31 protein-coding genes are annotated in these 25,777 nt (G+C 75.4%); 17 read left to right on the top strand and 14 right to left on the bottom strand.

All coding sequences use genetic code 11. The features are described from left to right. Nucleotides 1–16 precede the first annotated feature (16 nt). From BUB17_RS05670 to BUB17_RS28175, 6 genes are all read right to left on the bottom strand, one after another. Nucleotides 17–697, bottom strand: a complete 681-nt coding sequence (locus BUB17_RS05670) for a response regulator transcription factor (protein ID WP_072914801.1) — start codon at nucleotides 695–697, stop codon at nucleotides 17–19. Nucleotides 698–906: 209 nt separating this feature from the next. Next, nucleotides 907–1,332, bottom strand: coding sequence for a response regulator (locus tag BUB17_RS05665; protein WP_072914797.1), 426 nt, complete (start codon nucleotides 1,330–1,332; stop codon nucleotides 907–909). A 181-nt stretch (nucleotides 1,333–1,513) separates the two neighbouring features. Further along, complete coding sequence (locus tag BUB17_RS05660) at nucleotides 1,514–2,269, bottom strand: ANTAR domain-containing protein (protein ID WP_083606095.1); 756 nt, start codon at nucleotides 2,267–2,269, stop codon at nucleotides 1,514–1,516. A 195-nt stretch (nucleotides 2,270–2,464) separates the two neighbouring features. Continuing rightward, nucleotides 2,465–2,608 (bottom strand): glycosyltransferase family protein, encoded by a 144-nt coding sequence (locus BUB17_RS27705; RefSeq protein WP_244276956.1) that lies wholly within the window; start codon nucleotides 2,606–2,608, stop codon nucleotides 2,465–2,467. Further along, nucleotides 2,605–3,246: a glycosyltransferase gene (locus tag BUB17_RS05655; protein ID WP_280173854.1), complete on the bottom strand. Its 642-nt coding sequence runs from the start codon at nucleotides 3,244–3,246 to the stop codon at nucleotides 2,605–2,607. The genes BUB17_RS27705 and BUB17_RS05655 overlap by 4 nt, the downstream gene beginning before the upstream one ends. Beyond that, the gene (locus BUB17_RS28175) at nucleotides 3,198–3,644 is read right to left on the bottom strand and encodes a glycosyltransferase (RefSeq protein WP_280173851.1); all 447 of its coding nucleotides are present in this window, start codon (nucleotides 3,642–3,644) and stop codon (nucleotides 3,198–3,200) included. Before BUB17_RS28175 ends, BUB17_RS05655 begins: the two co-directional genes overlap by 49 nt. A gap of 110 nt (nucleotides 3,645–3,754) precedes the next feature. On the opposite strand from BUB17_RS28175, the gene glgC reads away from it, so the two are divergent. Next, nucleotides 3,755–4,975, top strand: coding sequence for a glucose-1-phosphate adenylyltransferase (gene glgC / locus BUB17_RS05650; protein WP_072914793.1), 1,221 nt, complete (start codon nucleotides 3,755–3,757; stop codon nucleotides 4,973–4,975). Between the two features lie 86 nt (nucleotides 4,976–5,061). Next, nucleotides 5,062–5,550: a 2'-5' RNA ligase family protein gene (locus tag BUB17_RS05645; protein ID WP_072914790.1), complete on the top strand. Its 489-nt coding sequence runs from the start codon at nucleotides 5,062–5,064 to the stop codon at nucleotides 5,548–5,550. A 112-nt stretch (nucleotides 5,551–5,662) separates the two neighbouring features. Here the strand turns inward: BUB17_RS05645 and BUB17_RS05640 are convergent, their stop codons facing one another. Continuing rightward, nucleotides 5,663–6,313 carry an O-methyltransferase gene (locus tag BUB17_RS05640; RefSeq protein ID WP_072914787.1) on the bottom strand — a complete coding sequence of 217 codons (651 nt, stop codon included), beginning with the start codon at nucleotides 6,311–6,313 and terminating at the stop codon, nucleotides 5,663–5,665. 271 nt (nucleotides 6,314–6,584) lie between these two features. Between BUB17_RS05640 and sigE the strand changes: the two genes are divergently transcribed. The 4 genes from sigE (at nucleotide 6,585) to BUB17_RS05620 (ending at nucleotide 9,826) form a co-directional block, all read left to right on the top strand. Further along, the gene (sigE, locus tag BUB17_RS05635) at nucleotides 6,585–7,175 is read left to right on the top strand and encodes an RNA polymerase sigma factor SigE (protein ID WP_072914784.1); all 591 of its coding nucleotides are present in this window, start codon (nucleotides 6,585–6,587) and stop codon (nucleotides 7,173–7,175) included. Next, complete coding sequence (locus tag BUB17_RS28170; RefSeq protein WP_072914781.1) at nucleotides 7,172–7,753, top strand: anti-sigma factor family protein; 582 nt, start codon at nucleotides 7,172–7,174, stop codon at nucleotides 7,751–7,753. Before sigE ends, BUB17_RS28170 begins: the two co-directional genes overlap by 4 nt. A gap of 32 nt (nucleotides 7,754–7,785) precedes the next feature. Beyond that, nucleotides 7,786–9,363 carry a S1C family serine protease gene (locus BUB17_RS28165; RefSeq protein ID WP_072914779.1) on the top strand — a complete coding sequence of 526 codons (1,578 nt, stop codon included), beginning with the start codon at nucleotides 7,786–7,788 and terminating at the stop codon, nucleotides 9,361–9,363. A gap of 100 nt (nucleotides 9,364–9,463) precedes the next feature. Beyond that, complete coding sequence (locus BUB17_RS05620; protein WP_072914775.1) at nucleotides 9,464–9,826, top strand: twin-arginine translocase TatA/TatE family subunit; 363 nt, start codon at nucleotides 9,464–9,466, stop codon at nucleotides 9,824–9,826. 156 nt (nucleotides 9,827–9,982) lie between these two features. Here BUB17_RS05620 and BUB17_RS05615 read toward each other — a convergent pair whose 3' ends face one another. Next, on the bottom strand, nucleotides 9,983–11,134 hold the full coding sequence (locus BUB17_RS05615) for an Mrp/NBP35 family ATP-binding protein (protein WP_083606060.1): 1,152 nt from the start codon (nucleotides 11,132–11,134) through the stop codon (nucleotides 9,983–9,985). Between the two features lie 321 nt (nucleotides 11,135–11,455). Here BUB17_RS05615 and BUB17_RS05610 point away from each other — a divergent pair, with 321 nt between their 5' ends. Together BUB17_RS05610 and BUB17_RS05605 are read left to right on the top strand one after the other, a co-directional pair. Continuing rightward, nucleotides 11,456–12,148, top strand: coding sequence for an AzlC family ABC transporter permease (locus BUB17_RS05610; protein ID WP_072914769.1), 693 nt, complete (start codon nucleotides 11,456–11,458; stop codon nucleotides 12,146–12,148). Next, on the top strand, nucleotides 12,145–12,462 hold the full coding sequence (locus tag BUB17_RS05605) for an AzlD domain-containing protein (RefSeq protein ID WP_072914766.1): 318 nt from the start codon (nucleotides 12,145–12,147) through the stop codon (nucleotides 12,460–12,462). The genes BUB17_RS05610 and BUB17_RS05605 overlap by 4 nt, the downstream gene beginning before the upstream one ends. Before the next feature lie 277 nt (nucleotides 12,463–12,739). On the opposite strand, the gene BUB17_RS05600 is transcribed toward BUB17_RS05605, so the two are convergent. After that, a complete protein-coding gene (locus BUB17_RS05600) occupies nucleotides 12,740–13,228 on the bottom strand; it encodes a methylated-DNA--[protein]-cysteine S-methyltransferase (RefSeq protein ID WP_072915292.1) in 489 nt (162 codons plus the stop codon). A 220-nt stretch (nucleotides 13,229–13,448) separates the two neighbouring features. Between BUB17_RS05600 and BUB17_RS05595 the strand changes: the two genes are divergently transcribed. Next, nucleotides 13,449–14,051 carry a hypothetical protein gene (locus BUB17_RS05595; RefSeq protein ID WP_141242915.1) on the top strand — a complete coding sequence of 201 codons (603 nt, stop codon included), beginning with the start codon at nucleotides 13,449–13,451 and terminating at the stop codon, nucleotides 14,049–14,051. 4 nt (nucleotides 14,052–14,055) lie between these two features. Here BUB17_RS05595 and BUB17_RS05590 read toward each other — a convergent pair whose 3' ends face one another. Continuing rightward, on the bottom strand, nucleotides 14,056–14,670 hold the full coding sequence (locus BUB17_RS05590) for a MerR family transcriptional regulator (protein WP_072914761.1): 615 nt from the start codon (nucleotides 14,668–14,670) through the stop codon (nucleotides 14,056–14,058). A gap of 72 nt (nucleotides 14,671–14,742) precedes the next feature. Here BUB17_RS05590 and BUB17_RS05585 point away from each other — a divergent pair, with 72 nt between their 5' ends. Beyond that, nucleotides 14,743–15,213 (top strand): DUF4188 domain-containing protein, encoded by a 471-nt coding sequence (locus tag BUB17_RS05585; protein ID WP_072914758.1) that lies wholly within the window; start codon nucleotides 14,743–14,745, stop codon nucleotides 15,211–15,213. 72 nt (nucleotides 15,214–15,285) lie between these two features. Here the strand turns inward: BUB17_RS05585 and BUB17_RS05580 are convergent, their stop codons facing one another. After that, nucleotides 15,286–15,816 carry a DUF1003 domain-containing protein gene (locus BUB17_RS05580; RefSeq protein ID WP_072914754.1) on the bottom strand — a complete coding sequence of 177 codons (531 nt, stop codon included), beginning with the start codon at nucleotides 15,814–15,816 and terminating at the stop codon, nucleotides 15,286–15,288. Further along, nucleotides 15,809–17,047: a magnesium transporter MgtE N-terminal domain-containing protein gene (locus BUB17_RS28160; RefSeq protein ID WP_072914752.1), complete on the bottom strand. Its 1,239-nt coding sequence runs from the start codon at nucleotides 17,045–17,047 to the stop codon at nucleotides 15,809–15,811. The genes BUB17_RS05580 and BUB17_RS28160 overlap by 8 nt, the downstream gene beginning before the upstream one ends. Before the next feature lie 24 nt (nucleotides 17,048–17,071). Between BUB17_RS28160 and BUB17_RS05570 the strand changes: the two genes are divergently transcribed. From BUB17_RS05570 to BUB17_RS05560, 3 genes are all read left to right on the top strand, one after another. Then, a complete protein-coding gene (locus BUB17_RS05570) occupies nucleotides 17,072–17,941 on the top strand; it encodes a PhzF family phenazine biosynthesis protein (protein WP_083606058.1) in 870 nt (289 codons plus the stop codon). Nucleotides 17,942–18,060: 119 nt separating this feature from the next. Continuing rightward, nucleotides 18,061–18,921, top strand: coding sequence for a DMT family transporter (locus tag BUB17_RS05565; RefSeq protein ID WP_072914748.1), 861 nt, complete (start codon nucleotides 18,061–18,063; stop codon nucleotides 18,919–18,921). A gap of 61 nt (nucleotides 18,922–18,982) precedes the next feature. Then, complete coding sequence (locus tag BUB17_RS05560; RefSeq protein WP_072914747.1) at nucleotides 18,983–19,936, top strand: HpcH/HpaI aldolase/citrate lyase family protein; 954 nt, start codon at nucleotides 18,983–18,985, stop codon at nucleotides 19,934–19,936. A 64-nt stretch (nucleotides 19,937–20,000) separates the two neighbouring features. On the opposite strand, the gene BUB17_RS05555 is transcribed toward BUB17_RS05560, so the two are convergent. Further along, nucleotides 20,001–20,528 (bottom strand): DUF4190 domain-containing protein, encoded by a 528-nt coding sequence (locus BUB17_RS05555; protein ID WP_072914745.1) that lies wholly within the window; start codon nucleotides 20,526–20,528, stop codon nucleotides 20,001–20,003. Between the two features lie 147 nt (nucleotides 20,529–20,675). Between BUB17_RS05555 and BUB17_RS05550 the strand changes: the two genes are divergently transcribed. Further along, nucleotides 20,676–21,875 (top strand): acyl-CoA dehydrogenase family protein, encoded by a 1,200-nt coding sequence (locus tag BUB17_RS05550; protein WP_072914743.1) that lies wholly within the window; start codon nucleotides 20,676–20,678, stop codon nucleotides 21,873–21,875. 152 nt (nucleotides 21,876–22,027) lie between these two features. Here BUB17_RS05550 and BUB17_RS05545 read toward each other — a convergent pair whose 3' ends face one another. Next, the gene (locus BUB17_RS05545) at nucleotides 22,028–22,729 is read right to left on the bottom strand and encodes a DUF4230 domain-containing protein (RefSeq protein WP_072914741.1); all 702 of its coding nucleotides are present in this window, start codon (nucleotides 22,727–22,729) and stop codon (nucleotides 22,028–22,030) included. 133 nt (nucleotides 22,730–22,862) lie between these two features. Here BUB17_RS05545 and BUB17_RS05540 point away from each other — a divergent pair, with 133 nt between their 5' ends. The 3 genes from BUB17_RS05540 to BUB17_RS05530 all read left to right on the top strand — a co-directional run bounded on the left by BUB17_RS05540 (nucleotide 22,863) and on the right by BUB17_RS05530 (nucleotide 25,763). Continuing rightward, nucleotides 22,863–23,801 carry an NADP-dependent oxidoreductase gene (locus tag BUB17_RS05540; protein ID WP_072914739.1) on the top strand — a complete coding sequence of 313 codons (939 nt, stop codon included), beginning with the start codon at nucleotides 22,863–22,865 and terminating at the stop codon, nucleotides 23,799–23,801. Nucleotides 23,802–23,895: 94 nt separating this feature from the next. After that, nucleotides 23,896–24,216, top strand: a complete 321-nt coding sequence (locus BUB17_RS05535; RefSeq protein ID WP_072914736.1) for an EthD family reductase — start codon at nucleotides 23,896–23,898, stop codon at nucleotides 24,214–24,216. Next, on the top strand, nucleotides 24,213–25,763 hold the full coding sequence (locus BUB17_RS05530; RefSeq protein WP_072914732.1) for an acetolactate synthase large subunit: 1,551 nt from the start codon (nucleotides 24,213–24,215) through the stop codon (nucleotides 25,761–25,763). Before BUB17_RS05535 ends, BUB17_RS05530 begins: the two co-directional genes overlap by 4 nt. The last annotated feature ends 14 nt before the right edge of the window (nucleotides 25,764–25,777 follow it).

Genomic DNA, 25,777 nt, shown 5'->3' with positions numbered 1-25,777 from the left:
GGAGGAGGAGCCGGGCTCAGCGCTCATCCGGAGCGCCGAGGAGCCCCAGCTGCTGGGCCTTGACGACCGCCTCCAGCTGGGAGCGGACGCCGAGCTTGGCGTGCAGCGACTTCACGTAGCCGCGGCAGGTCTCCAGCGTGATGCCGAGCACCCGGGCTATGGCCTTGACCTGCATCCCGCGGCCGAGGCAGTCCAGCACCTCCTGCTCGCGCCGGGTCAGCTGCGGCACGGGCGCCCGGCCGCCGGCCGGCGCCGACGAGCGGTTTCCGCCGCCGGCGAAGGTGGAGGGGGCGACCAGCATCTGCCCCGGCTGCACCCGGGAGAGGACGTCGATCATCTCGGCCAGCGAGCCGTCCTTGGGGATGAACGCCGAGGCGCCGGCCTGCGCGGCGCGGACGACCCAGTCGGGGTCGCGGTGGGCGGTGACCACGGCGACGACGGCGTTCGGCGCGACCTCGCGGATCCGGCGGGTGGCCGCCAGTCCGTCCTGGCGGGGCATCTCGATGTCCATCACCACGATGTCGGGCTGCAGGTCCTGCGCCATGGCCACGGCCTGGGCCGCCGAGGAGGCGGTGCCGATCGCGTCCATCCCGGCCGACGCCAGCGCCCCGGAGAGGAGCTCGGCGAACGTGCGGTGGTCATCGACCACCAGCACCCGTGCCAGGTCGGTCGGCCGCTCCAGATGGGCAAGCGTCATGGGAACCCCCGTTGTCGTCCCGCGCCCCGGCCCGCCGCTGCGGGGGAGCGCGTTCATGGGACCTGACTCACGGCTGTCTGACCAGGGCCGTTACACCCCTTGAGGGCTAAGGTCCCCGGTGGTCCGCGTCACCTGCAAGCGAGTCACCACTCTCCGTGCAGGGGGTGGTATCTGTCCGTGTCGGACAGTTCACCCTCCGGGGTGAGACGTCAGTGGCCGCGTCCGCCGTCGCCGGCGGTCGCCGCGGCGGCGGCGGCGCTCCAGGCGGTGCCACCGGCGGCCACCGTCCGCACGTGGCCGGGCAGGGCGCCGGGGTCCTCGCCCTTGAGCAGGTACCCCACGACGCCGATCTCTCGGGCCTCCCGCACCAGCGCCGGGGTCAGCGAGCCGGTCAGCACGACCACGCGCGACTCGGGGCGGTCGGCGAGCAGCTCCCGGGCCGCCTGCAGACCGGTGACCCGCGGCATCGCCAGGTCCAGGAGGACGACGTCGGGCCGGGTGCGCCGGGCGGCGTCGAGCACCTGGGCGCCGTCCTCGCACTCGGCCACCACCGTGAGGTCGCCGCTGGCGGTGAACAGCTCGACCAGGGAGTCGCGGACGAACGCGTGGTCGTCGGCGACCAGGACCGTGATCACGTCTCGCCTCCCTTCCGCCGTTCCGTGGCGGTCGTGTCACCCGGCCGCCGTGCCGCTCCGGGCGGTACGGCGGTCAGTCTGCCGACCGCCCGCCACCGGGGGACAGCCCGACCCCGGGGGGAGCCGACCCCCCACCTCGGGGGCTCCGGAACCCTGCCGTGACCCCGCGGGAGCCCGCCGGTCAGCCTCGGGGAGCCGGCGGGAGGTCGTCCGGCGCCGGGAGGAAGGTGGGGTCGAGCCGGCCGGCGACGACGTCCCCGGCGAGGTCGTCCACCGTGCGCCCGGTCCTCGCCGCCGCGGCGCGCAGCACGTCCAGGGCCGCCGGTGCGGTCGTGTCGTGTGCCATCGAGACCCGGCCGATCGCGGTCCACACCAGCGCCCGGCGCTGCGCGGCCGGACCGTGCAGCCACGCCGGCCCGCCGCGCGGTGACCACGGCGCCCACACCGCGGCGTCGCCGAGCGCCGCGCAGGTCAGGTCGCCGACGGCCATGGCCTCGAAGACGTCGAGCCGGGGGACGGCCGCCTCGTCGGTGAAGAACAGGTCCAGGGCGCCCGGGCCGGCCAGCGTCTCGCCGATCGGCAGGGCGACCACCGCGCGGTAGGGCGTGTGCTCGGCCAGCAGCCGGGCGAACGCCGGCCAGCGGCGCTGCATGTCCGCCGTCGCCGCGAACACCGGCTCCTGGTTGCGGTGCGCGGACTCGCACGGACCGTCCCCGGCGGTGAACTGCAGCCGCTCGGCGAGGTCGGCGGTGGCCGAGCTGGCCCCGAGGGGGGCCCGACCCGCCTCGCCGGCGGTCACGCTCAGCCCGGCGGCGTCCACCCCGAGCGTCCGGGCGCAGGCGCGCGCCAGCTGCACCGGGAGCAGCTCGGGGACGGCGAGGCGGGGCTCGCGGACGTCCTCCAGCGCGAGGCTGAAGCGCTCGGCGATCGACGACACGTGCAGGATCATCCGCCTCGCCGGGACGACGGGGGTGCTGGGGTGTGCCGGGCCCCGGATCAGTGCGCCGGCTGCTCCGACCGGTAGGTGCAGGCGGCCTCCCGCACCGCGTCGTCGGACTCCAGCCCGGCTCCGAGCGCGCCGCGCACCGTCGGCGCCGAGCCTGCGAGGCGTGGGGAGGAGGGTGGTCCTCCCTCAGCCCCGGGCGGTGACGACCGCGGCGTAGACGTCCACCGTCTGCCTCGCGATCGCCGGCCAGCCGAACTCGGCCAGCACCCGCTCGCGGCCCGCGGCGCCCATGCGGGCCGCCCGCTCCGGATCGTGCAGCAGCTCGGTCACCCGCTGGCGAGGCCCGCCTCGAAGGTGTCGACGGCGTCGGGGTCGTAGGGGACCAGCAGGCCGGTCCGGCCGTCGGCGACCACCTCGGGGATGCCGCCCACGGCGCTGGCGACGACCGCGGTGCCGCACGCCGCGGCCTCCAGGTTCACGATGCCCTGCGGCTCGTACACCGAGGGCACGACGAACACCGTCGCGCCGGTGATCAGCGGCACCAGCTGCTCGCGCGGCAGCATCGCCTCGATCCACACCACGCCGCTCCGCCGGGACTGCAGCTCGGCGACCGCGTCGGCGACCTGCTGGCGCTCGGCCGGGGTGTCCGCGGCGCCGGCGCACGGCACCAGCCCGGCGTCCGCCGGCAGCTGCTCGGCCGCCCGCAGCAGGTGCACGACGCCCTGCTGTCGCGTGATCCGGCCGACGAACAGCGCGTAGGGCCGGTCGGGGTCCACGCCGAGCGAGCGGACGACGTCGGGGTCGTCCACCGGTCGGTAGGCCTCGGCGTCCACCCCGTTGCCGACGACGTGCACGCGGGCCGGGTCGAGGTCGGGGTAGGCGTCGAGCACGTCGGCGCGCATGCCGTGGCTGACCGCGATCACGCCGTCGGCGGCGAGGTAGGCGGTGCGCTCCACCCAGGAGGACAGCCGGTGACCCCCGCCCAGCTGGTCGGCCTTCCACGGCCGGCGCGGTTCCAGGAGTGCGCCGTCACCACGTGCGGGGTGCCGTGCACCAGCGAGGCGAACAGGCCCGCGCCGTTGGCGTACCAGGTGTGGCTGTGCACCAGGTCGGCGCCGGCCAGCGCCCCGGCGATCTCGACGTCCACCCCGAGCGCCTGCAGCGCGCCGTTGGCGCCCTGCAGCCCGGCGGGGACCTCGTGGCCGGTCGCGTCCGTCCGCGGTCCGCCGAAGCAGTGGACGTCGAGGTCGGGCCCGTCGGGCAGCGCGCGCAGCGCCGCCGCGAGGTGCTCCACGTGCACTCCTGCGCCGCCGTAGACGTCCGGCGGCCACTCCCGGGTGACCAAGCCGATGCGCACGCCGGTCACACCAGGAGGACCCCGTCCTACCCGCCCTCGCACGCTCGCCGCGGTGCCCCGGACGGGGCTGGCGCGCAGTTCTGCAGCGCCCGTGGCGAACAGCGGATACGTTGCGACCCATGCGTGGCGGTCCTCGGGTTCTCGGCATCGTCCTGGCCGGCGGTGAGGGCAAGCGGTTGGCCCCCCTGACCCAGGACCGGGCCAAACCGGCCGTGCCCTTCGGCGGCAACTACCGGCTCATCGACTTCGTCCTGTCCAACCTGGTGAACGCCGACGTCAGGCAGATCGCGGTGCTCACCCAGTACAAGAGCCACAGCCTCGACCGGCACATCACCACGACGTGGCGGCTGTCGCAGATGCTCGGGAACTACATCACCCCGGTGCCCGCCCAGCAGCGCCTCGGCCCGCGCTGGTACACCGGCAGCGCCGACGCGATCTTCCAGAGCCTCAACCTCATCTACGACGCGCGGCCGGACATCGTCGTCGTCTTCGGCGCCGACCACGTGTACCGGATGGACCCGGCGCAGATGATCGACCAGCACCTGCGGACCGGCGCCGGGGTCACGATCGCCGGCCTGCGCGTGCCCCGCGCCGAAGCGACCGAGTTCGGCGTCATCGACGCCGAGGCCGACGGGAAGGTGCGCGGCTTCCTCGAGAAGCCGGCCGACCCGCCGGGGCTGCCGGATTCGCCCGAGGAGAGCTTCGCCTCCATGGGCAACTACGTGTTCACCACCGACGCCCTGCTCGAGGCCCTGCGCAAGGACGCCGACGACGAGGACTCGGTGCACGACATGGGCGGCTCGATCATGCCGATGCTCGCCGACGCCGGTGACGCCTACGTCTACGACTTCTCCACCAACATCGTCCCCGGGGCCACCGAGCGCGACCACGGCTACTGGCGCGACGTCGGGACGCTGGACTCCTACTTCGACGCCCACATGGACCTGGTGTCGGTCACCCCGATCTTCAACCTCTACAACGACCGCTGGCCGATCCTCACCCTGCCGCCGCAGCAGCCGCCCGCGAAGTTCGTGCTCGGCGGACGGGCCGAGGAGTCCATGGTCAGCGCCGGCGCGATCATCGGCGGCGGTTCGGTGCACAACTCGGTCGTCTCGCCGGGGGTGCGCGTCGAGCGGGGTGCGCGGGTCGAGGACAGCGTGCTGATGGACGGCGTGTACGTCGGCGAGGGTGCCTACGTCCGGCGGGCGATCCTCGACAAGAACGTCGTCGTCCCGGACTGGACCCGCATCGGTGTCGACCTCGCCGCCGACCGCGAGCGCTACCACGTCAGCTCCGGTGGCGTGACGGTCCTCGGCAAGGGTGCCCGCGCCCATCGGTGAACGGCCCCCGTAAGGACCCTCGTGCCCCCCGACCCTCGCTCCGCTCGGCCCGGGCCCCTGCACGAGGGCCGTTCGAGCACGTCCCTTTGGTCGTCACGCTGCTCCTGGAGCCCGGGGCCCAGGAGCGGTTCGACCGGCTGCGCGCGGCGCACTTCCCGGCCGAGCGCAACCACCTCCGCGCGCACGTCACGCTGTTCCACGCGCTGCCCGGCGAGCAGGCAGACGCGGTGGCCGGCGACCTCGCCGTCGCGGCGCGCCGGCCGGCCTTCGACGTCGCCGTCACCGGCCTGCGGCTGCTCGGCCGGGGCGTGGCCTACACCCTCGACGCCCCGGAGCTGACCGCGCTGCGCGCCGGGCTGGCCGCGGCCTGGGAGCCGTGGCTGACCCCGCAGGACCGGCAGCGGCACGCGCCGCACGTGACGGTGCAGAACAAGGTGGAGCCGGCGGTCGCCCGCGCGCTGCGCGACCGGCTGGCCGCCGGGTTCGTGCCGCACCCGGTCGGCGCGCGCGGTCTGGGCCTGTGGCGCTACCTGGGCGGGCCGTGGGCACCGGTCGCGGAGTACGCCTTCGCGTGACACCGGCCTTCCTGCAGGAGCCCGCGCTGGCCCCGTCCCGGGTCCCGCTCCGAGCTTGCGAGGGGTGGGCAGGACGGGGTCCTTCCACGGTGGGGAGCAGGAAGGCCCGCCTTCAGCGGCGGCGGGTGGCGACGAGCAGGCCGGCTCCGATCGGCAGGACCGCTGAGGTGAGGTCCTCGTGCTCGCGGACGGCGCGGGCGACGTCCCGCCAGGCCGTCGTCTGGTCGTCCCGCGCGTGGGGGTCGGCGATCCGGTCGCCGTCCAGCAGTCCGTGGCACACCGCCGTGCCGCCGACCCGGATCAGCTCGAGCAGCGCGCCCAGGTGCGCGGCGTACTGGGTGGGCGCTCCGGCGCACACCACCATGTCGTAGGCGCCCGGGGAGAGGCGGGGGAGGACCTCCCCGGTCGTGCCGAAGATCATGCGGGTGCGCCCGGGCGGGTGGCCGGCCTCGGCGAAGGCCCCGCGGGTGGCGCGCAGCGCCTCGGCGTCGCTGTCCAGCACGGTGAGGACGCCGTCGGGCCGCATGCCCTCCAGCAGCCACAGCCCGGCGATGCCGCCGCCGCTGCCGATGGAGACCACCGTGCGGGCCGCGGCACCGGCGGCCAGGACGGCGAGGGTGGCACCGACCGCCGGCGTCACGGGTGGTGCGCCGGCCAGCCCCGCCGCGCGCGCTCGGGCCGACACGAGCGCGGGCGTCTCGGCGGCGAAGCGGTCGGCGTAGGCCGCGCCGTCCCGCCCCGGTCCGGGTGCCTCGATGATCACTGCTCGACCCCTGGCTCGTTCCGCTCCTCGCGCGCCGGCGCCGGCTGCGACGCTCGCCTGCCCGTCGTCGTCGCGGCGCTCCTCACCGGCCGAGGGTAGTGGCCGGCCCGGGCCGCGCCCGGCTGCCCGCGCGGCTGTGAGGTCCCTGTGAACGGGAACAGCACCCGGCTCGCGGTCCGTTGGACCTGTCGTGCGCCAAGAGAGAGCCGCCCCCGCCCGACCCGCCGACGTCGGGGGGTCGACGACGGCTCCGGTCTGCGATCCTGGGGCCGTGTCCGACGCCTCCGATCCCGCCCCCGTGACCGAGGCGTGGGTCGCCCCGACCTGGGAGCAGGTCGTGCGCGACCACTCCGCCCGCGTGTACCGGCTGGCCTACCGGCTCTCGGGCAACCCGCAGGACGCCGAGGACCTGACCCAGGAGACCTTCGTCCGGGTCTTCCGTTCGCTCGCCGACTTCTCGCCCGGCACCTTCGAGGGCTGGCTGCACCGCATCACCACCAACCTCTTCCTCGACATGGTGCGGCGCCGGCAGCGGATCCGGTTCGACGCCCTGCCCGAGGACACCGAGCGCCTGCCCGGGACGGCGCCCAGCCCGGAGCAGGTGTACTCCGACACCCACCTCGATCCGCAGGTGCAGGCGGCGCTCGACGCGCTCTCCCCGGAGTTCCGCGTCGCCGTCGTCCTCTGCGACATCGAGGGACTGACCTACGAGGAGATCGCGGCGACCCTCGGCATCAAGCTCGGCACGGTGCGCAGCCGCATCCACCGCGGCCGCGTCCAGCTGCGCGAGGCGCTCGCGCACCTGGCCCCGCGCCGGCCGGTCACCACCCAGGACGCCGTCGCGGAGGGGAGCGTGGGGTGAACATCCCGGAGAGCCACCTGGCCCAGGAGGCCATCGCCGCCCTGGTGGACGGCGAGCTGGCCGGTGGGCCCGCCGCTCGTGCGGCCCGCCACCTGACCGGCTGCGCACAGTGTCGAATGGCGGTGCAGGCCCAGCGGGAGGCCAAGGAGGCGCTGCACGCCTCCGCGGACGTCGCCGTTCCCGGCGACCTGCTGTCCCGGCTGTGCGCCATCCCGTTCACCGCCGACGTGCCGAGCACCGACGGAGCGCTGAGCGCCGGCCCCGGCCAGCTCACCGTCAGCGGCACCACCGGCTCGTGGGCGGTGCCGCTGGCTCCGACGCCGGCCGGCCACGAACGGCCCGGCCACGCCCGCTGGCTGCGTCACGGCTTCGTCGGGGCGCTCGGCATCCTGGGCGTCGGCGTGACCGCGCTGGCGCTGAACCTCCCGGCCGGCAGCTCCGACAGCGGCCGCCCGTTCCCGGAGCCGGCGGCCGGGGCCACGCTCGAGGAGCGCACCGAGATCGTTCCGCCGCTGGTGCGCGCGACGACCGTCGGCACCGCCGTCCAGCCCTCGGTGAGCCCGGGCGGGACGCCCTGACCAGCCGCGCCGGCACCCCGTCGGGGGATTCGGTGGACCCCGAGCCGACGACCCCGCACACCGCCGATGGGGACGGCCGTCCCGACCGGTCGGCACAGCTGCCCGACGAGGCGTTCGCGCGCCCCCGGGACGGTGTCGGCGGCTTCGACCCGCCCGCTCGGGCGCAGCCCGCGCCGCCGCGCCCGCCCGCGCCCAGCCCCGCGCAGCAGGTCGCCTTCGGGCGGCCCGCCGCGGTGCAGGGCGGCTTCGCCGGTGACCGCCCGGTCGTGCCGCCCCGCCCGCTGCCGCCCCCGCCGCCGGAGGCCGTGCTGCGCGCCTTCGCCCCCGGGGTCGGCCAGCGCGGCCTGCAGGAACCGCCCGGCGGCCGGCCCGGACGCCGCCGCACCGCCACCGGGCCGTGGTGGAAGCCCGACGCCCGCTCCGACCCCTGGCGTGATCCGCACGCCCCCGCCGGACTCGCCGGCCCGGCGGTGTTCGAGGAGCCCGAGCAGCAGACCGGCCCCGTGGTCGTCGACGGCCGGGGGCGACGGCGGCTGCGGCTGGCCGACGTGTCGATCCGGCTGTCGGTCCTCGCCCTGCTCGCCGTGCTGCTGACCGGGCTGGTCGGCGGTGGGGCCGGTTACTGGCTGACCCGCACCGCCGACGAGTCGCCGCTGCTGGCGCCGGGCACCCAGCTCAACGAGACCGACGAGGGGATCGCCCGTGAGCCGGGTTCGGTGTCCGACATCGCCTCGCGGGTGACCCCGGCGGTCGTCTCGGTCGAGGTCCGCATCGGCGAGGCCGGCGCCACCGGGTCCGGGGTCGTCATCGACGGCGCGAACGGCTACATCGTCACCAACAACCACGTCATCTCCGGCGCCGACGGCGTCGAGGGCGCCGAGATCCGCGCGGTCTTCTCCGATGGCAGCGGCTCCGCGGCGCGCATCGTCGGCCGCGACCCGGCCAGCGACCTCGCCGTCCTCAAGGTGGAGAAGCCCGGCCTGCTCACCGCCGCCCTCGGGAACTCCGGCGACGTCGTCGTCGGCGACCCGGTGGTCGCCATCGGCTCTCCGCTGGGCCTGGCCAGCACGGTCACCAGCGGCATCGTCAGCGCGCTCGAGCGGCCGGTCCGGCTGGCCGGGGAGGGCAGCGACACCAACGCGGTGATCAGCGCGGTGCAGACCGACGCGCCGATCAACCCCGGCAACTCCGGCGGCGCGCTGGTCAACGGCGCCGGCGAGGTCATCGGCATCAACACCGCCATCGCCTCGCTCGGTGGCGGCAGCGTCGGCCTCGGCTTCGCCATCCCGGTCGACACCGTGCGCGACATCGCCGAGCAGCTCATCGGCACCGGGCGCGCGGTGCACGCCGCGCTCGGGGTCAACGCCCGCTCGGTCACCGACGGCACCCGCGACGGCGCGCTGGTGGTCAACGTGGAGTCGGGCAGCGCCGCGGCCGAGGCCGGCATCCGCGAGCAGGACGTCGTGATCGCCGTCGAGGGCGAGCCGGTCGGCAGCTCCGAGGAGCTGGTGGTGGCGGTGGACTCCCACGAGCCGGGGGAGACGATCAGCCTGGAGTTGGTGCGCGACGGGTCGTCGACGACGGTCGAGGCCACGCTCGACGAGGCCTGAGAGAGGACCCCCACATCGGGGCACTGACGACGACGGGCGCGCTGCCTACGCTGGTCACGCGCGACGGCCGGACCGTGCGCACGAGGAGAGGAGCCAGCGCGTGTTCGACTCGATCGGCTGGGGCGAGATCTTCGTCCTCGCGCTGGCCGCGCTGTTCATCTTCGGACCCGACCGGCTGCCCGACCTCGCCAAGGACGCCGCCGCCGGGCTGAAGAAGGTGCGCACGGCGATCACCGGCGTCCGGGCCCAGGTCGACGAGTCGCTGGGCGACGACCTCGCCAAGCTGCGCGACCTCGACCTGCGGCAGTACCACCCGCGGACCTTCCTCAAGAACCAGTTGCTCGCCGACGACGACGCGCCCCGGCCGGCCGCCGGGGCCACGGCCGCGACCACGGTGGCGGCCGCCGCCGCGCGCACGCGGAACTCCTCCGCCCCGCCCCCGTTCGACCCGGACGCGACGTAGTACGTCGGCCTACCGGCCGACACCGCGGCCAGGAGCCGTCCCCCTGCTGAGCCGAGCCCACCGTCGCACCCGCCGGGGACCCTCCGGGCCCGCCGACGGCCACGACAGCACAGAGGCCGGTGTCCCGACGGGACACCGGCCTCTGTGCAGGTCGGCTCAGTGACGGACCGGGGTGAGCCCCAGCGACATGCCCGACAGGCCGCGCTGGCGGGTGGCCAGGCCGTCGGCGATCCTGGCCAGCTCCTGCGCCGCGGAGGACTCGGGGTCGGCCAGCACCACCGGTGCACCGGCGTCCCCGGCCTCGCGGACCCGGGTGTCCAGCGGGATCTGGCCCAGCAGCGGCACCCGGGCACCGAGGGTGCGGGTCAGCGCGTCGGAGACCGTCGCGCCGCCGCCGGAGCCGAAGACCTCCATGCGGGAGCCGTCGGGCAGCTCGAGCCAGGACATGTTCTCGATGACGCCGACCACCTGCTGGTGGGTCTGCGTGGCGATGGCGCCGGCCCGCTCGGCGACCTCGGCGGCGGCCAGCTGCGGCGTCGTCACCACGAGGATCTCGGCGTTGGGCAGCAGCTGGGCGATGGAGATCGCCACGTCGCCGGTGCCGGGCGGCAGGTCCAGCAGCAGGACGTCGAGGTCGCCCCACCACACGTCGGCGAGGAACTGCTGCAGCGCGCGGTGCAGCATCGGCCCGCGCCACACCACGGGGGTGTTGCCAGGGGTGAACATGCCGATCGAGATGACCTTCACGCCGTAGGCCTGCGGCGGCATGATCATGTTGTCGACCTGGGTCGGCTTGTCGTCGACCCCGAGCATCCGCGGCACCGAGTGGCCGTAGATGTCGGCGTCCACGACGCCCACCGACAGCCCCTTCTTCGCCAGCGCGGCGGCCAGGTTCACCGTGACCGACGACTTGCCGACGCCACCCTTGCCCGAGGCGACGGCGTACACGCGGGTCAGCGACCCCGGCTGGGCGAAGGGGATGACCGGGTCGGGGGCGTCGGTGCCGCGCACCGTCTTGCGCAGCTCGGCGCGCTGCTCGTCGTTCATGACGTCCAGCCCGACCTGCACCGAGGTGACACCGGGGACGGCGGACACGGCCTGGGTGACGCGGTTGGTGATCGTCTCGCGCATCGGGCAGCCGGAGACGGTCAGGTAGACCTCGATGCGGACCGTGCCGTCGGCACCGATCTGCACGTCCTTGACCATGCCGAGCTCGGGGAGCGGACGGTTGATCTCCGGGTCCTGGACGGTGGCCAGGGCGGCGTTGACGGCGTCGAGCGCCGGCACGCCGGTCATCGGGGCGGACATCGTTGCGGCTGTCTCCTTCGACGGGGGACCCGGTCCGGTCCGCCGAGGAGCGGCGGTGACCTGCGTTCACGGGCCTCCTGCCACTGTACGGCCGTCACGCGGATCGGCCGTCGGGCGGAGGGTGATCTACTGCTCAGCCGAGCGGTCAGCCCGCCGGCACGGTCGCGGACGACGTCCACCGGGCCGCTCGACGGTGAGCCGGCGCCGCGGCGGAGGCGCGGAGGTCACGCCCCCACCATCGGACCGCGACCCGGCGACCTGCCGGCGCACCGCCTCGGAGGGGTGCGGAGCCGGGCCGTCCGCCTGGCTAGCCTCGCTGCCGTGTCCGCCGCCCGCACCGCCACCCTCCGCGACGCCGTCGGGCTGGGCCTGGCGGTGGGCCTCTACGGGGTGGCCTTCGGCGCGGCCGCGGACGCCGCCGGCCTCGACGTCTGGCAGGCGCTGGTGCTCTCCGCGCTGATGTTCACCGGCGCCTCGCAGTTCGCCCTGGTCGGCGTCCTGGGCGCCGGCGGCAGCGGGCCGGCCGCCATCGGCAGCGCCCTGCTGCTGGGCACCCGCAACACCGTCTACGGCGTGCGGCTGGCCCCGCTGCTCGCCCCCCGCGGCGTGCTCCGCCGGGCCGGCGCCGCGCACTGGGTCATCGACGAGACCACCGCGATGGCCGTCGCCGCTCCGGACCGCGAGCTGGGCCGGCTGGCGTTCTGGGCCACCGGGGCGACCATCTACGTCGGCTGGAACCTGACCACGGTGCTCGGCGCACTCGGCGCCTCCGGGCTCGGGGGCACGGCCCAGGCCGCGCTGGACGCCGTCGTCCCTGCCGCGTTCCTCGCGCTGCTGTGGCCACGGCTGCAGCGCACGTTCCCCGAGGCGGCGGTGCAGCGGCGGGTCGCCGTCGGCGGGGCGGTCGTCGCGCTCCTGCTCACCCCGGCCGTGCCGGCCGGTGTGCAGGTGGTGGCGGCCGTCGTCGCCGTGGCGCTGGCGGGCCGGCCGCGGCGCGAGGAGGTGGTCCGGTGAGCGGCGGGTCGCTGTGGACGGTCGTCCTGGTGGCGGCGGTGGGCTGTTACCTGCTGAAGCTGGCCGGCCTGTCCGTGCCGGCGGCCTGGGTCGAGCACCCGTGGGTGACCCGCGTCGTCGAGTTCGTCCCCGCGGCGCTGCTGGCCGCGCTGGTCGCCGTCCAGGCGGCCACCTCCGGCCCGGACCTGGTCGTCGACGGGCGGCTGGCCGGCCTGGCGGTCGCCGCGCTGGCGCTGGCGCTGCGGGCGCCGTTCATCGTCGTCCTGGTGCTGGCCGGGGCGAGCGGGGCGCTGGTGCACGTCCTCGCCGGCTGACCCGGCGCGGCCGGCCGGCAGCGGGTCAGGCCACGTCGTGGGAGACGCGGCCGGGATGTCGCGGACGCCGGGCCACGGTGCTCAGCTCGTGCCCCGTCGGCGCGCCGACCGGTCCCGGGCCGACCGGACAGGACGCCGACGGGGGCGTCACGACGACCCAACCCGCTGGCCTGGAGGAGCTCGGCGTACCGGCACCACCGCACCCGGAGCCGCTGATCCACGACCAGGAGGCCCCATCGTGGCGCCGCACCATCGCCTCGAACGGCTCCGCCGCAGGTCAGAACAGCCGGTCCGCGCGCTGCTCCAGGTCGAGCAGGAAGCGCTTGCGGGGTAGCCCTCCGCCGAACCCGACCAGCTTGCCGTCGGCGCCGATCACCCGGTGGCAGGGCACCACCACCGCGATCGGGTTCCGCCCGTTCGCCGCGCCGACGGCCTGGGCGCCGCCCGGCTCGCCGACCGCTGCGGCGACGTACCCGTAGGAGCGGGTTCCGCCGTACGGGATGCGGGTCAGCTCGGCCCACACGGCCAGCTCGAACGGGCTGCCGACGGGTCGCACGGGCAGGTGGAAGGCGGTCCGCTCGCCGGCGAAGTACTCGGCGAGCTGGCGCGCGACGTCCTCGAACCCCGCGTCGGCCCGTTCACCGAGCGCGTCCGCCTCGAGTGCGCCCGGAGGCGACATCGCCAGCCGTACCAGCGCGCCGTCCTCGTCCCGGACGACGGTCAGCGGGCCGATCGGCGACGGCACCACGGTGTGCGTCCTGCGCATCGTCATCGTCCCCACGCCCGGTGGACGGTCGACCGGCGCTGGACGTGGGGTCCTCCTCGGATGGGGACGGTAGAGCGGGGGTCCGACAGCAACCAGCCGCGCGCCGTTTCCCGTCGTCCTGGTGCTGGCCGGGGCGAGCGGGGCGCTGGTGCACGTCCTCGCCGGCCGATCCGGCGCGGCGGGCGGCTCGAATTCCCGGCCGCCCCGCAGGATCACCGTCGTGCAGCCGACCCGGAACCGCGCGCGGACCCCCGCCCTGCCGGTCTGCGCGGGCCTCGGACCGGTCGCGGGCGCGCTCGCCAAGGCGGCCGACGAGTCGGGGCTGCGCTGGGCCGCCGACCTCGGCAGCTACCCGGCGGCCTGGGTGCTCGCCGTCGCGCTGCTCGGCGGGGCGGCTCCCACGGTGCGCGTCGCCGCAGCCCGCACAGCGGTGTTCTTCGCCGCGATGAGCGTGGCGTACTACGCGTGGGCGGCGCTGGTCCTCGGCTTCGGCTGGAACCGGCTGCTGGTCGCCTGGCTGCTGCTGTCGGCCACCGCGGTGCCGGCCGTGGCGGCGGCCGTGCAGTGGGCGACCCGGCGTCCCGGCCCGCTGCCGGGCGCGCTGCTCGCCGGTGCCGCGGGCATCGTGCTGGCCGGGGGAGCGGTCCTCACGGATGCCGCGGCGCACCCGGTGCAGGCGGTCGCCGACGTCGTCGCGGCCGCGCTGCTCGCCGCCGTCCTGCCGCGGGACGGGCGCACCCGGCTGTGGGCGGTGGTCCTGCTCGCACCCGCGACCTGGCTGGCCGGCCGTGGTCTCGCCGTCCTGGCCGCGTTGCTCGGCTGACCGCTCAGCAGTCGGTCGGGAAGCGGCGGCGGGAGGCGTCCTCCTGGGCCAGCCGGCGCAGCGCCAGCAGCACCGGCTCGAGCAGCACCGTGTTGACCACCACGAAGCGGACGGCCTCGGCCACGGAACCGGTCGGCACCTCGGCCACGTCCTGCTCCCCGATCCGGGCGGCGGCCTCGGCGTAGCGGTCGAGCAGCTCGTCGGTCGGGGCGGCACCGGCGGCGCGCAGGGCCTCGAGGGCGCCGGCCAGCGCGAGGAGGGCAGGGGAGTCCGCCGCCACGCGCCACCCTCGGCGCCGCAGGACGGCGCGGGCCTGCTCGAGGTCGGCCGCCTCCTCGGCTCCGACGCCCGGCAGCGCCCGATGGGCGGCTCCCAGGGCCGCGTGCACGGAGGTGCCGGGGGTGTCGACGGCGGCCAGCACGGCGCGCGCCCGCGCCACCGAGAGGCCGCCGGGCCCGAGCAGGGCGCGGATCAGCCGCAGCCGCTCCAGGTGCTCCTCGCGGTACCGGGCGCGGGTGGCGCCGGTCAGCTCGCCCTGCGGGAGCAGCCCCTCCCGCAGGTAGTACTTGACCGTCGCGACCGGGACGCCGGCCCGGCGGGCGAGTTCAGAGATCTGCACGGATTCGCCTCGACATTGGATAGCGCCACTCTCTAGTCTTGGGTATCGGCACTATCCAATCAGGAGGACGCCATGGCAGGCATCGCCCCGGGTCGCTGGACCCACACCCATGAGGGGGACCTCACCGTCTTCCTGATCGGCATGGGCATCAACCGCCCGTGGCGACCGGACGCCTGGCTGCCGGTGTTCCTCGCCATGCCGCGGATGCTCCGGGAGCTCGCGGCCGACCCCGCGTCCGGCTTCCTCGGCTACCGCATGACGCTGGGCCGGCGGGGGCCGGTGCTGGTCCAGCACTGGCGCACCGTCGAGGACGTCTACCGCTACGCCACCGACACCGGCGGCGGACACCGGCCCGCGTGGACCGCGTTCAACCGACGGGCCCGCCGGGTCCCGGGCGCGGTCGGCATCTGGCACGAGACCTACGAGGTCGCCCGGGCGGAGAGCGTCTACGTCGACCTGCCCATCCAGGGCCTGGCCGCCGCGACCACGCCCCGGCCGGTGGTCGGGCGGCTGGACCGCGCTGCGGCCCGCCTCGCCGGCTGATGAAGGACCCCCGTGCCCCCCACTGCTCGCGAGCTCGCGTCGGGCCCCTGCAAGGGGGCCAGGGGCCCTCTTTCAGCCGGCTGCCTCGCGGGCGGCGGCCTCGCGCTTCTTGCGGGCCTTCCGCTCGCGCCGCTCGGCGTCCTCGGGGCTCTCCTCGGTCAGCCGGTTGAGCTCGCTGCGGATGAAGTCGCGGGTCGCCAGCTCGCCGACGGCCACGCGGAGGGAGGCCAGCTCGCGGGCCAGGTACTCGGTGTCGGCGCGGGTCGAGGCGGCCCGTGCCCGGTCCTCCTCGGCCTGCACCCGGTCGCGGTCGGTCTGCCGGTTCTGGGCCAGCAGGATCAGCGGCGCGGCGTAGGCGGCCTGGGTGGAGAAGGCCAGGTTGAGCAGGATGAACGGGTAGGGGTCCCACTGCAGCCGGACGGCGAAGACGTTGAGCACGATCCAGACGATGACGATCACCGTCTGGACGGCGAGGAAGCGGCCGGTGCCGAGGAACCGGGCGATCGCCTCGGCGAAGCGGCCGACGGCGTCGGGGTCCAGCCGCAGGAAGTCGCCGAAGCCGCGCGCACCGCGGGGGACGTCGAGGCGCCGGCTCTCAGCCACGGCGGGCCCGCTCGCGCCAGTCCTCGGGCAGCAGGTGGTCGAGGACGTCGTCCACGCTCACCGCGCCGACGAGCCGGCCCTGGGGGTCGACCACCGGCGCGGCGACCAGGTTGTAGGTGGCGAAGTAGCGGGTGACCTCGGCCAGCGGCGCCTCCGGGCGCAGCGGCTCCAGGTCGTCGAGCACCCCGCTGACCAGCGTGGACGGCGGTTCGCGCAGCAGCCGCTGGATGTGCGCCAGGCCCAGGTAGCGGCCGGTCGGGGTGGCCGACGGCGGCCGGCAGACGTACACCTGGCTGGCCAGCGCCGGGGACAGCTCGGGCTCCCGCACCCGGGCCAGCGCCTCGGCGATCGTCGCGTCCGGGGTGAGGATCACCGGCTCGCTGGTCATGATCCCGCCGGCGGTGTCCTCGGTGTACTGCAGCAGCTGGCGCACCGGCTCGGCCTCGTCGGGCTCCATGAGCTCCAGCAGTCGGTTGCGGTCGACGTTGGACAGCTCGGCCAGCAGGTCCGCCGCGTCGTCCGGGTCCATGACCTCCAGGACGTCGGCCGCCCGCTTCTCCTCCAGCGTGCCGAGGATGGTGATCTGGTCGGCCTCGGGCAGTTCGCCGAGCACGTCGGCCAGCCGCTCGTCGTCCAGGGCCTCGGCGACCTCGTGCCGCCGCTTGATCGGCAGGTCCTGCAGCGCGTGGGCTACGTCGGCGGCGTTGAGCTCGCGGTAGGTGGCGATGAGCGTCTCGGCGCCCTGCCCGGTCTGCGGCAGGGCCAGCCCGGTCACCTCGTCCCAGGCCAGCTGGTGCAGCTGACCCCGCCGGCCCAGCCGGCCCGGCTCCTGGACGGCGAGCCGGGAGAGCACCCAGTCGCCGGTGCGGTTCTGCTCCATGCCGGCGTCGACGACGGTGGCCGGCCGGCCGGACTCCGCGATCTGCACCCGGCGGTCGAGCAGCTCGCCGAGCACCAACGTCTCGCCGCGCCGCTGCTCGAAGCGCTTGAGGTTCAGCGTGCCGGTGGAGAGCACCACCGAGCCGGGGTCCAGCGTGGTCACCCGGCCCATCGGCACGAAGATGCGGCGGCGGGCGACCACCTCGACGACCACGCCCAGCACGCGCGGCGCCGCCGTCCCCACGCGCAGCGCCACCACCACGTCGCGGACCTTGCCGACGCGGTCGCCGTTGGGGTCGAAGACGGGCAGCCCGGCGAGCCGGGAGACGTACGCCCTGGTCGCCGTGGTCACGAGTAGCGAGGCTACCGTCGAGCCGTGGCCGCCCCCGGAGAGCTGGACTACGAGGTCGTCGACGTCTTCGCGCCGCGCGCCTTCGCCGGCAACCCGCTGGCCGTGGTCTTCGACGCCGACCACCTGACCACCGACCAGTGCCAGGCGCTGGCAGCCGAGTTCCACCTGTCGGAGACGTCGTTCCTGTGCGCTCCGACCGAGCCGGACGCCTCCTACCGGGTGCGCATCTTCACCCCCTACGCCGAGCTGCCCTTCGCCGGGCACCCGAGCGTGGGCGCGGCGCACACGCTCGTGCGTGCCGGCCGGCTGCCCGCCGGCACGTTGCGCCAGGAGTGCGGCGCCGGCGTCGTCGACGTGGTGGTCGACCACGACGGCGCCACGCTGTCCGGCGGCCGGCCCACCCTCGAGGACGGCCCCGACCCGGCCGCGCTGGCCGAGGCGCTGGGGCTCTCGGCCGCCGACGCCGTCGGGCTGCCCGCCCACGTCGCCGGCTGCGGCCTGCCGTTCGGCTTCCTCGCGGTCCGACCGGAGGTGGTGGACGACGCCGCGCCGGTCCCCGCGCTGCTCGGCGAGCACGGCGTGGGGGAGGGCGTCTCGGTGCTCTCCTGGGACGGCGCGACCGCCACCGCCCGCGCCCGCGTCTTCGCCGCCGACCTGGCCTGGGGCGAGGACCCGGCGACCGGCTCGGCGGCGCTCGGCACCGGCGTCTGGCTGGTCGCCACCGGCCTGCTCGCGCCGGAGGGGACGTCGTCCTACGCCGTGCGCCAGGGCGAGGCGATGGGCCGGCCGTCGGTGCTCTCCTGCACCGTCACCGCCTCGGGAGGTCGCGCGGTCGCGGCCACCGTCCGCGGCGCGGTGGTGCCGGTCGCCCGCGGCCGCATCCGGGTGCCTTGACAGAGGACCCCCCTGCCCCCCACCGCTCGCAGGCTCGCGGCGGGCCCCTGCAGGGGGGCCGCGGGGCCGGGGACGGGGCCTGGGCGCTGCACCGGCCCGGGGGGCGGGACGTCGGGATCATGGCGGTCGCCGTCGTCGGCATCTCGTTGTCCGCGCCGCTGACCACGATGCTGGCCGCGCCGATGCTGGCGCTGGCCTTCTGGCGCAACCTCGGCGGCGCGGCGGCCCTGCTGCCGGTGCTGCTGCTGCGCGAGCGCCGGACCATCGCCGGCCTGCGGCCGCGCGACCTGACCAGCTCGGTCGTCGCGGGGGTGTTCCTCGCCGCGCACTTCGCGGCCTGGCTGCCCAGCCTGTCGATGACGACGGTCGCCGCCTCCACCGCCCTGGTCACGACCACCCCGGTCTGGACGGCGCTGGCCGCCCGCGTCAGCGGGGTGCGGCTGCCCGCGGCGACCTGGGCGGGCCTGGTGCTGGCGGTCCTCGGCGTCGCGCTGATCGCCGGGGTGGACGTCACGGTGAGCCTGCGCGCCCTGGCCGGGGACGGGCTGGCGCTGCTCGGCGCGCTCTGCGCCGGCGGGTACGTGCTGGCCGGGGCGCGAGCGCGGCAGCGGCTGTCGACCTCGGCGTACGCGGTGGTGTGCTACTCGGTGTGCGCGGTGGCCATCGCGGTCGCCGCGGTCGCCGTCGGCAACCCCCTCGTCGGCTTCTCAGGTCGCGACTGGTTGCTCATCGCCGCCATCACCGTCTGCGCCCAGCTGCTCGGGCACACGTTGTTCAACCTGCTGCTGTCCTCGGTCGGCCCGACGATGGTCAGCCTGGTCATCCTGCTGGAGGTGCCCGGCGCCCTGCTGTTCGCGTTGGTGCTGCTGCAGCAGGTACCCCCGCTGCTGGCCCTGCCCGGGGTGGCGCTGGTCGTCGTCGGGGTCGGTCTGGTGGTGCGGGCCAGCCGTCCGGCGGGCCTGGCCGAGCCGGGCACCTGAGGCCCTCCCGAGCCCGTCGCTACTCTCCGGTAGCACACCGACCCCTCACAGCGGAGGCACCGTGGCCGAGCTCCGATCCCGCCGTTCCAACCTCGCCGTCCCGGGCAGCAACCCCCGGTTCCTGGAGAAGGCCAAGGGCCTGGCCGCCGACCAGGTGTTCTTGGACCTGGAGGACGCGTGCGCGCCACTGGCCAAGCCCGGTGCCCGCAAGAACATCGTCGCGGCGCTGACCGAGGGCGGCTGGGGCGACAAGATCCGCACCGTCCGGGTCAACGACTGGACGACGGAGTGGACCTTCACCGACGTGATCGAGGTCGTGGGCGGTGCCGGTGCCGACCTCGACTGCATCATGCTGCCCAAGGTCGCCGATGCCGCCCAGGTGCAGGCGCTGGACATGCTGCTGACCCAGCTCGAGAAGGCCAACGGCCTGGAGGTCGGCCGGATCGGCATCGAGGCTCAGATCGAGACCGCGCAGGGGCTCATCAACGTCAACCAGATCGCGTTCGCCAGCCCGCGGATCGAGACGATCATCTTCGGCCCGGCCGACTTCATGGCCAGCATCAACATGAAGTCGCTGGTGGTGGGCGCCCTGCACCCGGACTACGCCGGGGACCCGTTCCACTACATCCTCATGCAGATCCTCATGGCCGCCCGCGCCCGCGGCGTGCAGGCCATCGACGGCCCGTTCCTGCAGGTGCGCGACGTCGAGGCGTTCCGCGAGGTCGCCAAGCGGTCGGCGGTGCTCGGGTTCGACGGCAAGTGGGTGCTGCACCCGGGCCAGGTCGACGCGGCGAACGAGATCTACTCGCCGTCCCAGGAGGACTACGACCACGCCGAGCTCATCCTCGACGCATACGACTGGGCGACCTCGGAGGCCGGCGGCAAGAAGGGCTCGGCGATGCTCGGCGACGAGATGATCGACGAGGCCAGCCGCAAGATGGCGCTGGTCATCGCCGGCAAGGGCCGGGCCGCCGGCCTGCAGCGCTCCTCGACCTTCACCCCGCCGGAGTCCTGATCCCGGGCCGGACGACGGCCCGCCCGGGGAGCACCCGGGCGGGCCGTCGTCGTGTGCGGCGGGTCTACGGAGCGAAGGCGCCTGAGGAGCCGGCCGCGGCGAGCGCGAGGAAGAAGAACAGGAAGCCCAGCACGGCCAGGGCGGTACCGATGCCGCCGATGATGATCCCGGCCAGCGCCAGGCCGTCGCCCTGCTCGCCCGTCTGCCGGATCTGCCGGCGGGCCACGATGCCGAGGACCAGCCCGACCGGGCTGAACACGAAGGCCATCACCAGCGCCAGGATCGCCAGGGTGTTGGTCGGCCGCGGGTAGCCGTAGCCGGGCGGCGGCCCGTAGCCGGGTGGGCCGTACCCCGGCTGGCCCCACCCGGTCGGGCCGTAGCCGGGCGGCGGGCCGTAGGCCGGCTGGCCGCCGTAGCCGGGCGGTGGCCCGTAGCCGGGCTGGCCGCCGTACCCCTCCTGGCCGCCGGCGGAGGTGGCGCCCTGCGTGCCGTAGGAGGGCAGCGGCGGGTGCCCGGGCTGCTGCTGGCCCTCGCCGCTGGCGGGTGGCTGTGCGGAGTCGGGGGCACCGCGGTGGGGCTCGTCCTGCGTCATCGTCGTCCTCCCACGGTCGGGAACTCCTGGTGCGGAACGCTAGACGCGCCAGGCCCGGGGGAGTGACCGAGCACACGCGGACGGCGTCCCGCGGTGGCCCATACTCACCGGTAACCCGGACACCGGAGTCCCCGGAGGAGCGACGCGATGACCCGTCTGGCCCAGACCGCCGACCTGACCGACATCCAGCAGGAGATCCTGTCGACGGTGCGGACCTTCGTCGACAAGGAGATCATCCCGCACGCGCAGGAGCTGGAGCACGCCGACGAGTACCCGACCGAGATCGTCGAGGGCTTGAAGGAGCTCGGCATCTTCGGGCTGATGATCCCCGAGGAGTACGGCGGCCTCGGGGAGTCGCTGCTGACCTATGCGCTGGTGGTCGAGGAGATCGCCCGCGGCTGGATGAGCGTCTCCGGCGTCATCAACACCCACTTCATCGTCGCCTACATGGTGATGCAGCACGGCACCCAGGAGCAGCGCGACCGGCTGCTGCCGCGCATGGCCACCGGCGAGGTGCGCGGGGCGTTCTCGATGTCCGAGCCGGGACTGGGCTCTGACGTCGCCGGCATCCGCACCAAGGCGGTCCGTCAGGCCGACGGCGACTACGTCATCGACGGCCAGAAGATGTGGCTGACCAACGGCGGCAGCTCCACCCTGGTCGCCGCGCTGGTGCGCACCGACGAGGGCGCCGGGAAGGCCCACCAGAACCTGACGACGTTCCTGGTCGAGAAGCCGGCCGGTTTCGGCGAGGTCGTCCCCGGGATCACCATCCCCGGCAAGATCGACAAGATGGGCTACAAGGGCGTGGACACCACCGAGCTGGTGTTCGACGGCTACCGGGCCAAGGCCTCCGACGTCCTCGGCGGCGTCCCCGGCCGGGGCTTCGCCCAGATGATGGACGGCGTGGAGGTCGGGCGGGTCAACGTCGCCGCGCGCGCCTGCGGCATCTCCATCCGCGCCTTCGAGCTGGCCATCGCCTACGCCCAGCAGCGGGAGACCTTCGGCAAGCCGATCGCCCAGCACCAGGCGATCGCGTTCCAGCTCGCCGAGATGGCGACGAAGGTCGAGGCCGCGCACGCGATGATGGTCAAGGCCGCGCGGCTCAAGGACGCCGGCAAGCGCAACGACGTCGAGGCCGGCATGGCCAAGCTGCTGGCCAGCGAGTACTGCGCCGAGGTGACCACCCAGTCCTTCCGCATCCACGGCGGCTACGGCTACTCCAAGGAGTACGAGATCGAGCGCCTCATGCGCGAGGCGCCGTTCCTGCTCATCGGCGAGGGCACCAGCGAGATCCAGAAGACGATCATCAGCCGGGGCCTGCTCAAGGAGTACGCGCTCAAGCGCTGAGGTCTGGACGCACGTCGGCCCCCGCTTCCTCGTCGTGAGGTCGGGGGCCGGTGTGCGTCCGCCGGCAGGCCCCGTCCCGGGCCCCGCCCTGAGCCTGCGAAGGGTGGGCAGGACGGGGTCTGCTACCAGCGGCGGGGGCGGGAGGTCCTCCCTCAGCCCTCGTCGTCGGCCGGCTCGTCGAAGGTGACCTCGACCTGCTGCACGCCGAGGGAGCGGGCCAGGCCGATCAGCATGTCGCGGGTGTTCGTCTCGGCGCGCTCGCGCAGGTCGCTCTGCGTGGCCGCGGCGGCCAGCCGGTCCTCCGCGAGCGCGTACAGCTCGCTGTCGTCGACCGGGTTGTCCTCGATCGCGTCGCCGACCCGCTGGAACAGCCCGCGGTCGCGGTCCAGGACGCGGCTCTGCGCCGGATCGATGCGCACCGCGCCCAGCCGCGGCGCAGGCAGCGCGATGGTCGCCGACGTGCCGTCGGGGGAGAGGGTGACCCGGCCGGCGTCCAGCCCCTCGAAGTCGACGTGGGCGTCGGCGGTGCCGGTGGCCAGGAAGCTCGCCGACTCGCCGCTGATCACCGAGGGGACGTAGCGGGTGTCCACCTGGCGTTCGACGACGACCTGGAACGTGCCGGTCGCGGCGTGGTACTCCGACAGGTCGTCGAGGGCCAGCAGCAGCGGAGGGGTGCTGGTGTCGACGACGTCCTGACCCAGGGGGTTGTCGGGCAGCCAGTCGGCCACCGTGAAGCCGGCGGGCACGAGCAGCGCCAGACCGATCCCCGCGGCCACGAGCGTGGGGCGCAGGCGACGCCGCCGGCGCGGAGCCGGATCCGGGGAGACGGGGCGCGACGGCAGCAGCGTGGGCATGCTCGGCCTCTCGGGTCGGGGGCGGGCGTGCGGGAGCTCACCCGTTCAGCGACGCCCCCGCGCAGAGCATTCCCGACACGCCGGAGCACCCCCGCGGGAACAGGGCCGACCGGCGTCGGCGAGGCTGCCGGACATGAGAGCCGTCGGGGTGACCGAGTTCGGCGGGCCGGAGGCCCTGCACGTCGTCGATGTCCCGCCCGAGCCGCTGGGGCCGGGCCAGGTGCGGTTGCGGGTGACCGCGGCGGCGGTCAGCCCGACCGACACGCACCTGCGCGAGGGCGCCTACGCCGGCCGCGACCCGGTGCAGGAGTTCCCCTACGTGCCGGGGATGGACGCCGCCGGCGTGCTGGCCGAGATCGGCCCGGACACCGCCACCGACCTGCGGGTCGGCGACCGGGTGATGGCGATCGTGGTGCCCACCGGCGCGCACGGCGCCTACCGCGAGGACCTGGTGCTGCCGGCCGGCTCGGTGACCCGCGCGCCGGCCGGCAGCACCGACGCCGAGGCCTCGACACTGCCGATGAACGGGCTCACGGCGCGGCTGGCGCTGGACCTCATGGGGCTGCGGCCCGGCCAGGTGCTGGCGGTGACCGGCGCGGCGGGGGCGTTCGGTGGCTACGTCGTCCAGCTGGGCAAGGTCGAGGGGCTGACCGTCGTCGCCGACGCCTCGGAGGCCGACGAGCAGCTGGTGCGCGACCTGGGTGCCGACGTCGTCGTCCGGCGGGGGGACGACGTCGCCGACCGCATCCGCGCGGAGTTCCCCGACGGCGTCGACGGGCTGGCCGACGGCTCGGTGCAGGACGCGGCCGTCCTGCCGGCCGTGCGGGACGGCGGGGCGGTGGCGACCGTGCGCGGCTACCGGGGGGACGGCTCGGGCCGGGTCCGGGTGCACCCGACGCTGGTGCGCCGGGTGGCCGAGGACCGGGCGGCGCTGGACCGGCTGCGGGAGCAGGCCGAGCAGGGCGTGCTGACCCTCCGCGTGGCCGACGTGCTGCCCGCCGAGCAGGCCGCCGAGGCGCACCGGCGGCTGGCGCGCGGCGGCGTCCGCGGGCGGCTGGTGCTCACCTTCTGAGGTCGGGTCCCGCGGTGGCGGCGGGCCGTCCTGTCCTGACAGGGTGGAGGCGGTCCCGGGCAGCGGAGCCCGGCGTGGTGCGGAGGTACGGCAGATGGTGCACAGGCTCGTCGTCAGCTACGGACGGCCCGACGACCCGGCGGCGTTCGACGCGCACTACCGCGACACGCACACCCCGCTCGCCACGAGCATGCCCGGTCTGGTGCGCCTGGCCACCGGCTCCCCGCAGCCGCTCGACCCCTCGCAGCCCGTGCCGTACCTGGTGGCGGAGCTCGACTTCGAGTCCGAGAAGGAGATGGGTGCGGCGTTCAACTCCGCGGAGGGGAAGGCGGCCGCCGACGACATCGCCGAATTCGCCACCGGCGGTGCGACCATGACGCACTACCAGCTGAACGAGGTGCACGCTTCCCGGTGAACGGCGCGCAGGCACTCATCCGGACCCTCGTCGGCGCGGGCGTCGACGTCTGCTTCGCCAACCCCGGCACGTCGGAGATGCACTTCGTCGCCGCGCTCGACGACGTTCCGGAGATGCGCGGCGTGCTGACCCTCTTCGAGGGCGTCGCGACCGGCGCCGCCGACGGCTACGCGCGGATGGCCGGGAAGCCGGCGGCCACGCTGCTGCACCTCGGTCCGGGGCTGGCCAACGGCCTGGCCAACCTGCACAACGCCCGCCGGGGCCGCGCGCCGGTGGTCAACGTGGTCGGCGACCACGCCCGCTCGCACAAGCGGCTGGACGCGCCACTGGAGTCCGACCTCGACGCCCTGGCCGGCGCGGTGTCGGCCTGGCTGCGCCGGTCGCTGTCCCCGGCCGACGTCGCCGCCGACGCCGCCGAGGCGGTCGCGGAGTCGGCCCGCCGCGGCATCGCCACGCTGGTGCTGCCCGCCGACGTCTCGTGGGAGGACGGCGCCGAGCCGGCCCCGCCGCAGCCGGTCCGCCCGGCTCCGCAGGTGGCGCCGTCGGTGGTCGACGACGTGGCCGCGGTGCTGCGCTCCGGCGAGCCGACCGTGCTGCTCCTCGGCGGGGACGTGGTCGCCAGCGAGGAGGCACTGCTCGCCGCCGGTCAGGTCGCCGCCGGCACCGGCGCACGGCTGGTGGCCGAGACGTTCTCCGCGCGCGCGGTGCGCGGCGCCGGCCTGCCCGAGCTGACCAAGCTGCCCTATCCGCCGGAGATGGCGCTCGCCGCGCTGGCCGGGACGCGCCACCTGGTGCTCGCCGGTGCGACCCCGCCGGTGCACTTCTTCGGCTACCCGGACGTGCCCGGCACGCCGGTGCCCGAGGACTGCACGGTGCACGTGCTCGCCGCGCCGGGGGAGGACGGCGTCGCCGCGGTGCGGGCGCTGGCCGCGGCCGCGGCGCCGGACGCGCGTGCGGAGCTGCTGGAGGCCTCGCGGCCCGAGCTGCCGAGCGGGGAGCTCACGCCGCGGGCGCTGTCGGCCGTCGTCGGGGCGCTGCTGCCGGAGCGGGCCATCGTCGTCGACGAGGTGCTGACCTCCGGCGTCGGCCTGGCCGAGCTGACCTCGGGTGCGCCGCGGCACGACTGGCTGTCGCTGACCGGCGGGGCGATCGGCGACGGGCTGCCGATGGCCGTGGGCGCCGCGGTGGCCTGCCCGGATCGGCCGGTGCTCGCGCTGCAGGCCGACGGCAGTGCCATGTACACGCTCCAGGCGCTGTGGACGATGGCCCGCGAGCAGCTCGACGTCACCGTCGTCGTCTGCGACAACGGCTCCTACGCGATCCTCGAGCACGAGCTGTCCCGGGTCGGGGCGGCCGAGGACGGCAAGCGCGCCGGCGAGCTGTTGCACCTGGGCGGGCCGTCGCTGGACTTCGTCGCGCTGGCCACCGGCATGGGTGTGCCCGCGACCCGGGCCAGGACCGCCGAGGAGCTGGCCGAGCAGCTGCGCGCGGCGCTGGCCACGCCGGGCCCGCACCTGGTCGACGCGGTGCTGCCCGGCCGCCGCTGACCTCCTGGCGGGTC

It is taken from the genome of Geodermatophilus obscurus, from assembly GCF_900143215.1.
In the GTDB taxonomy this organism is placed as follows: Bacteria; Actinomycetota; Actinomycetes; order Mycobacteriales; family Geodermatophilaceae; genus Geodermatophilus; species Geodermatophilus obscurus_A.
This window is presented reverse-complemented; position numbering and strand designations above follow the sequence as displayed.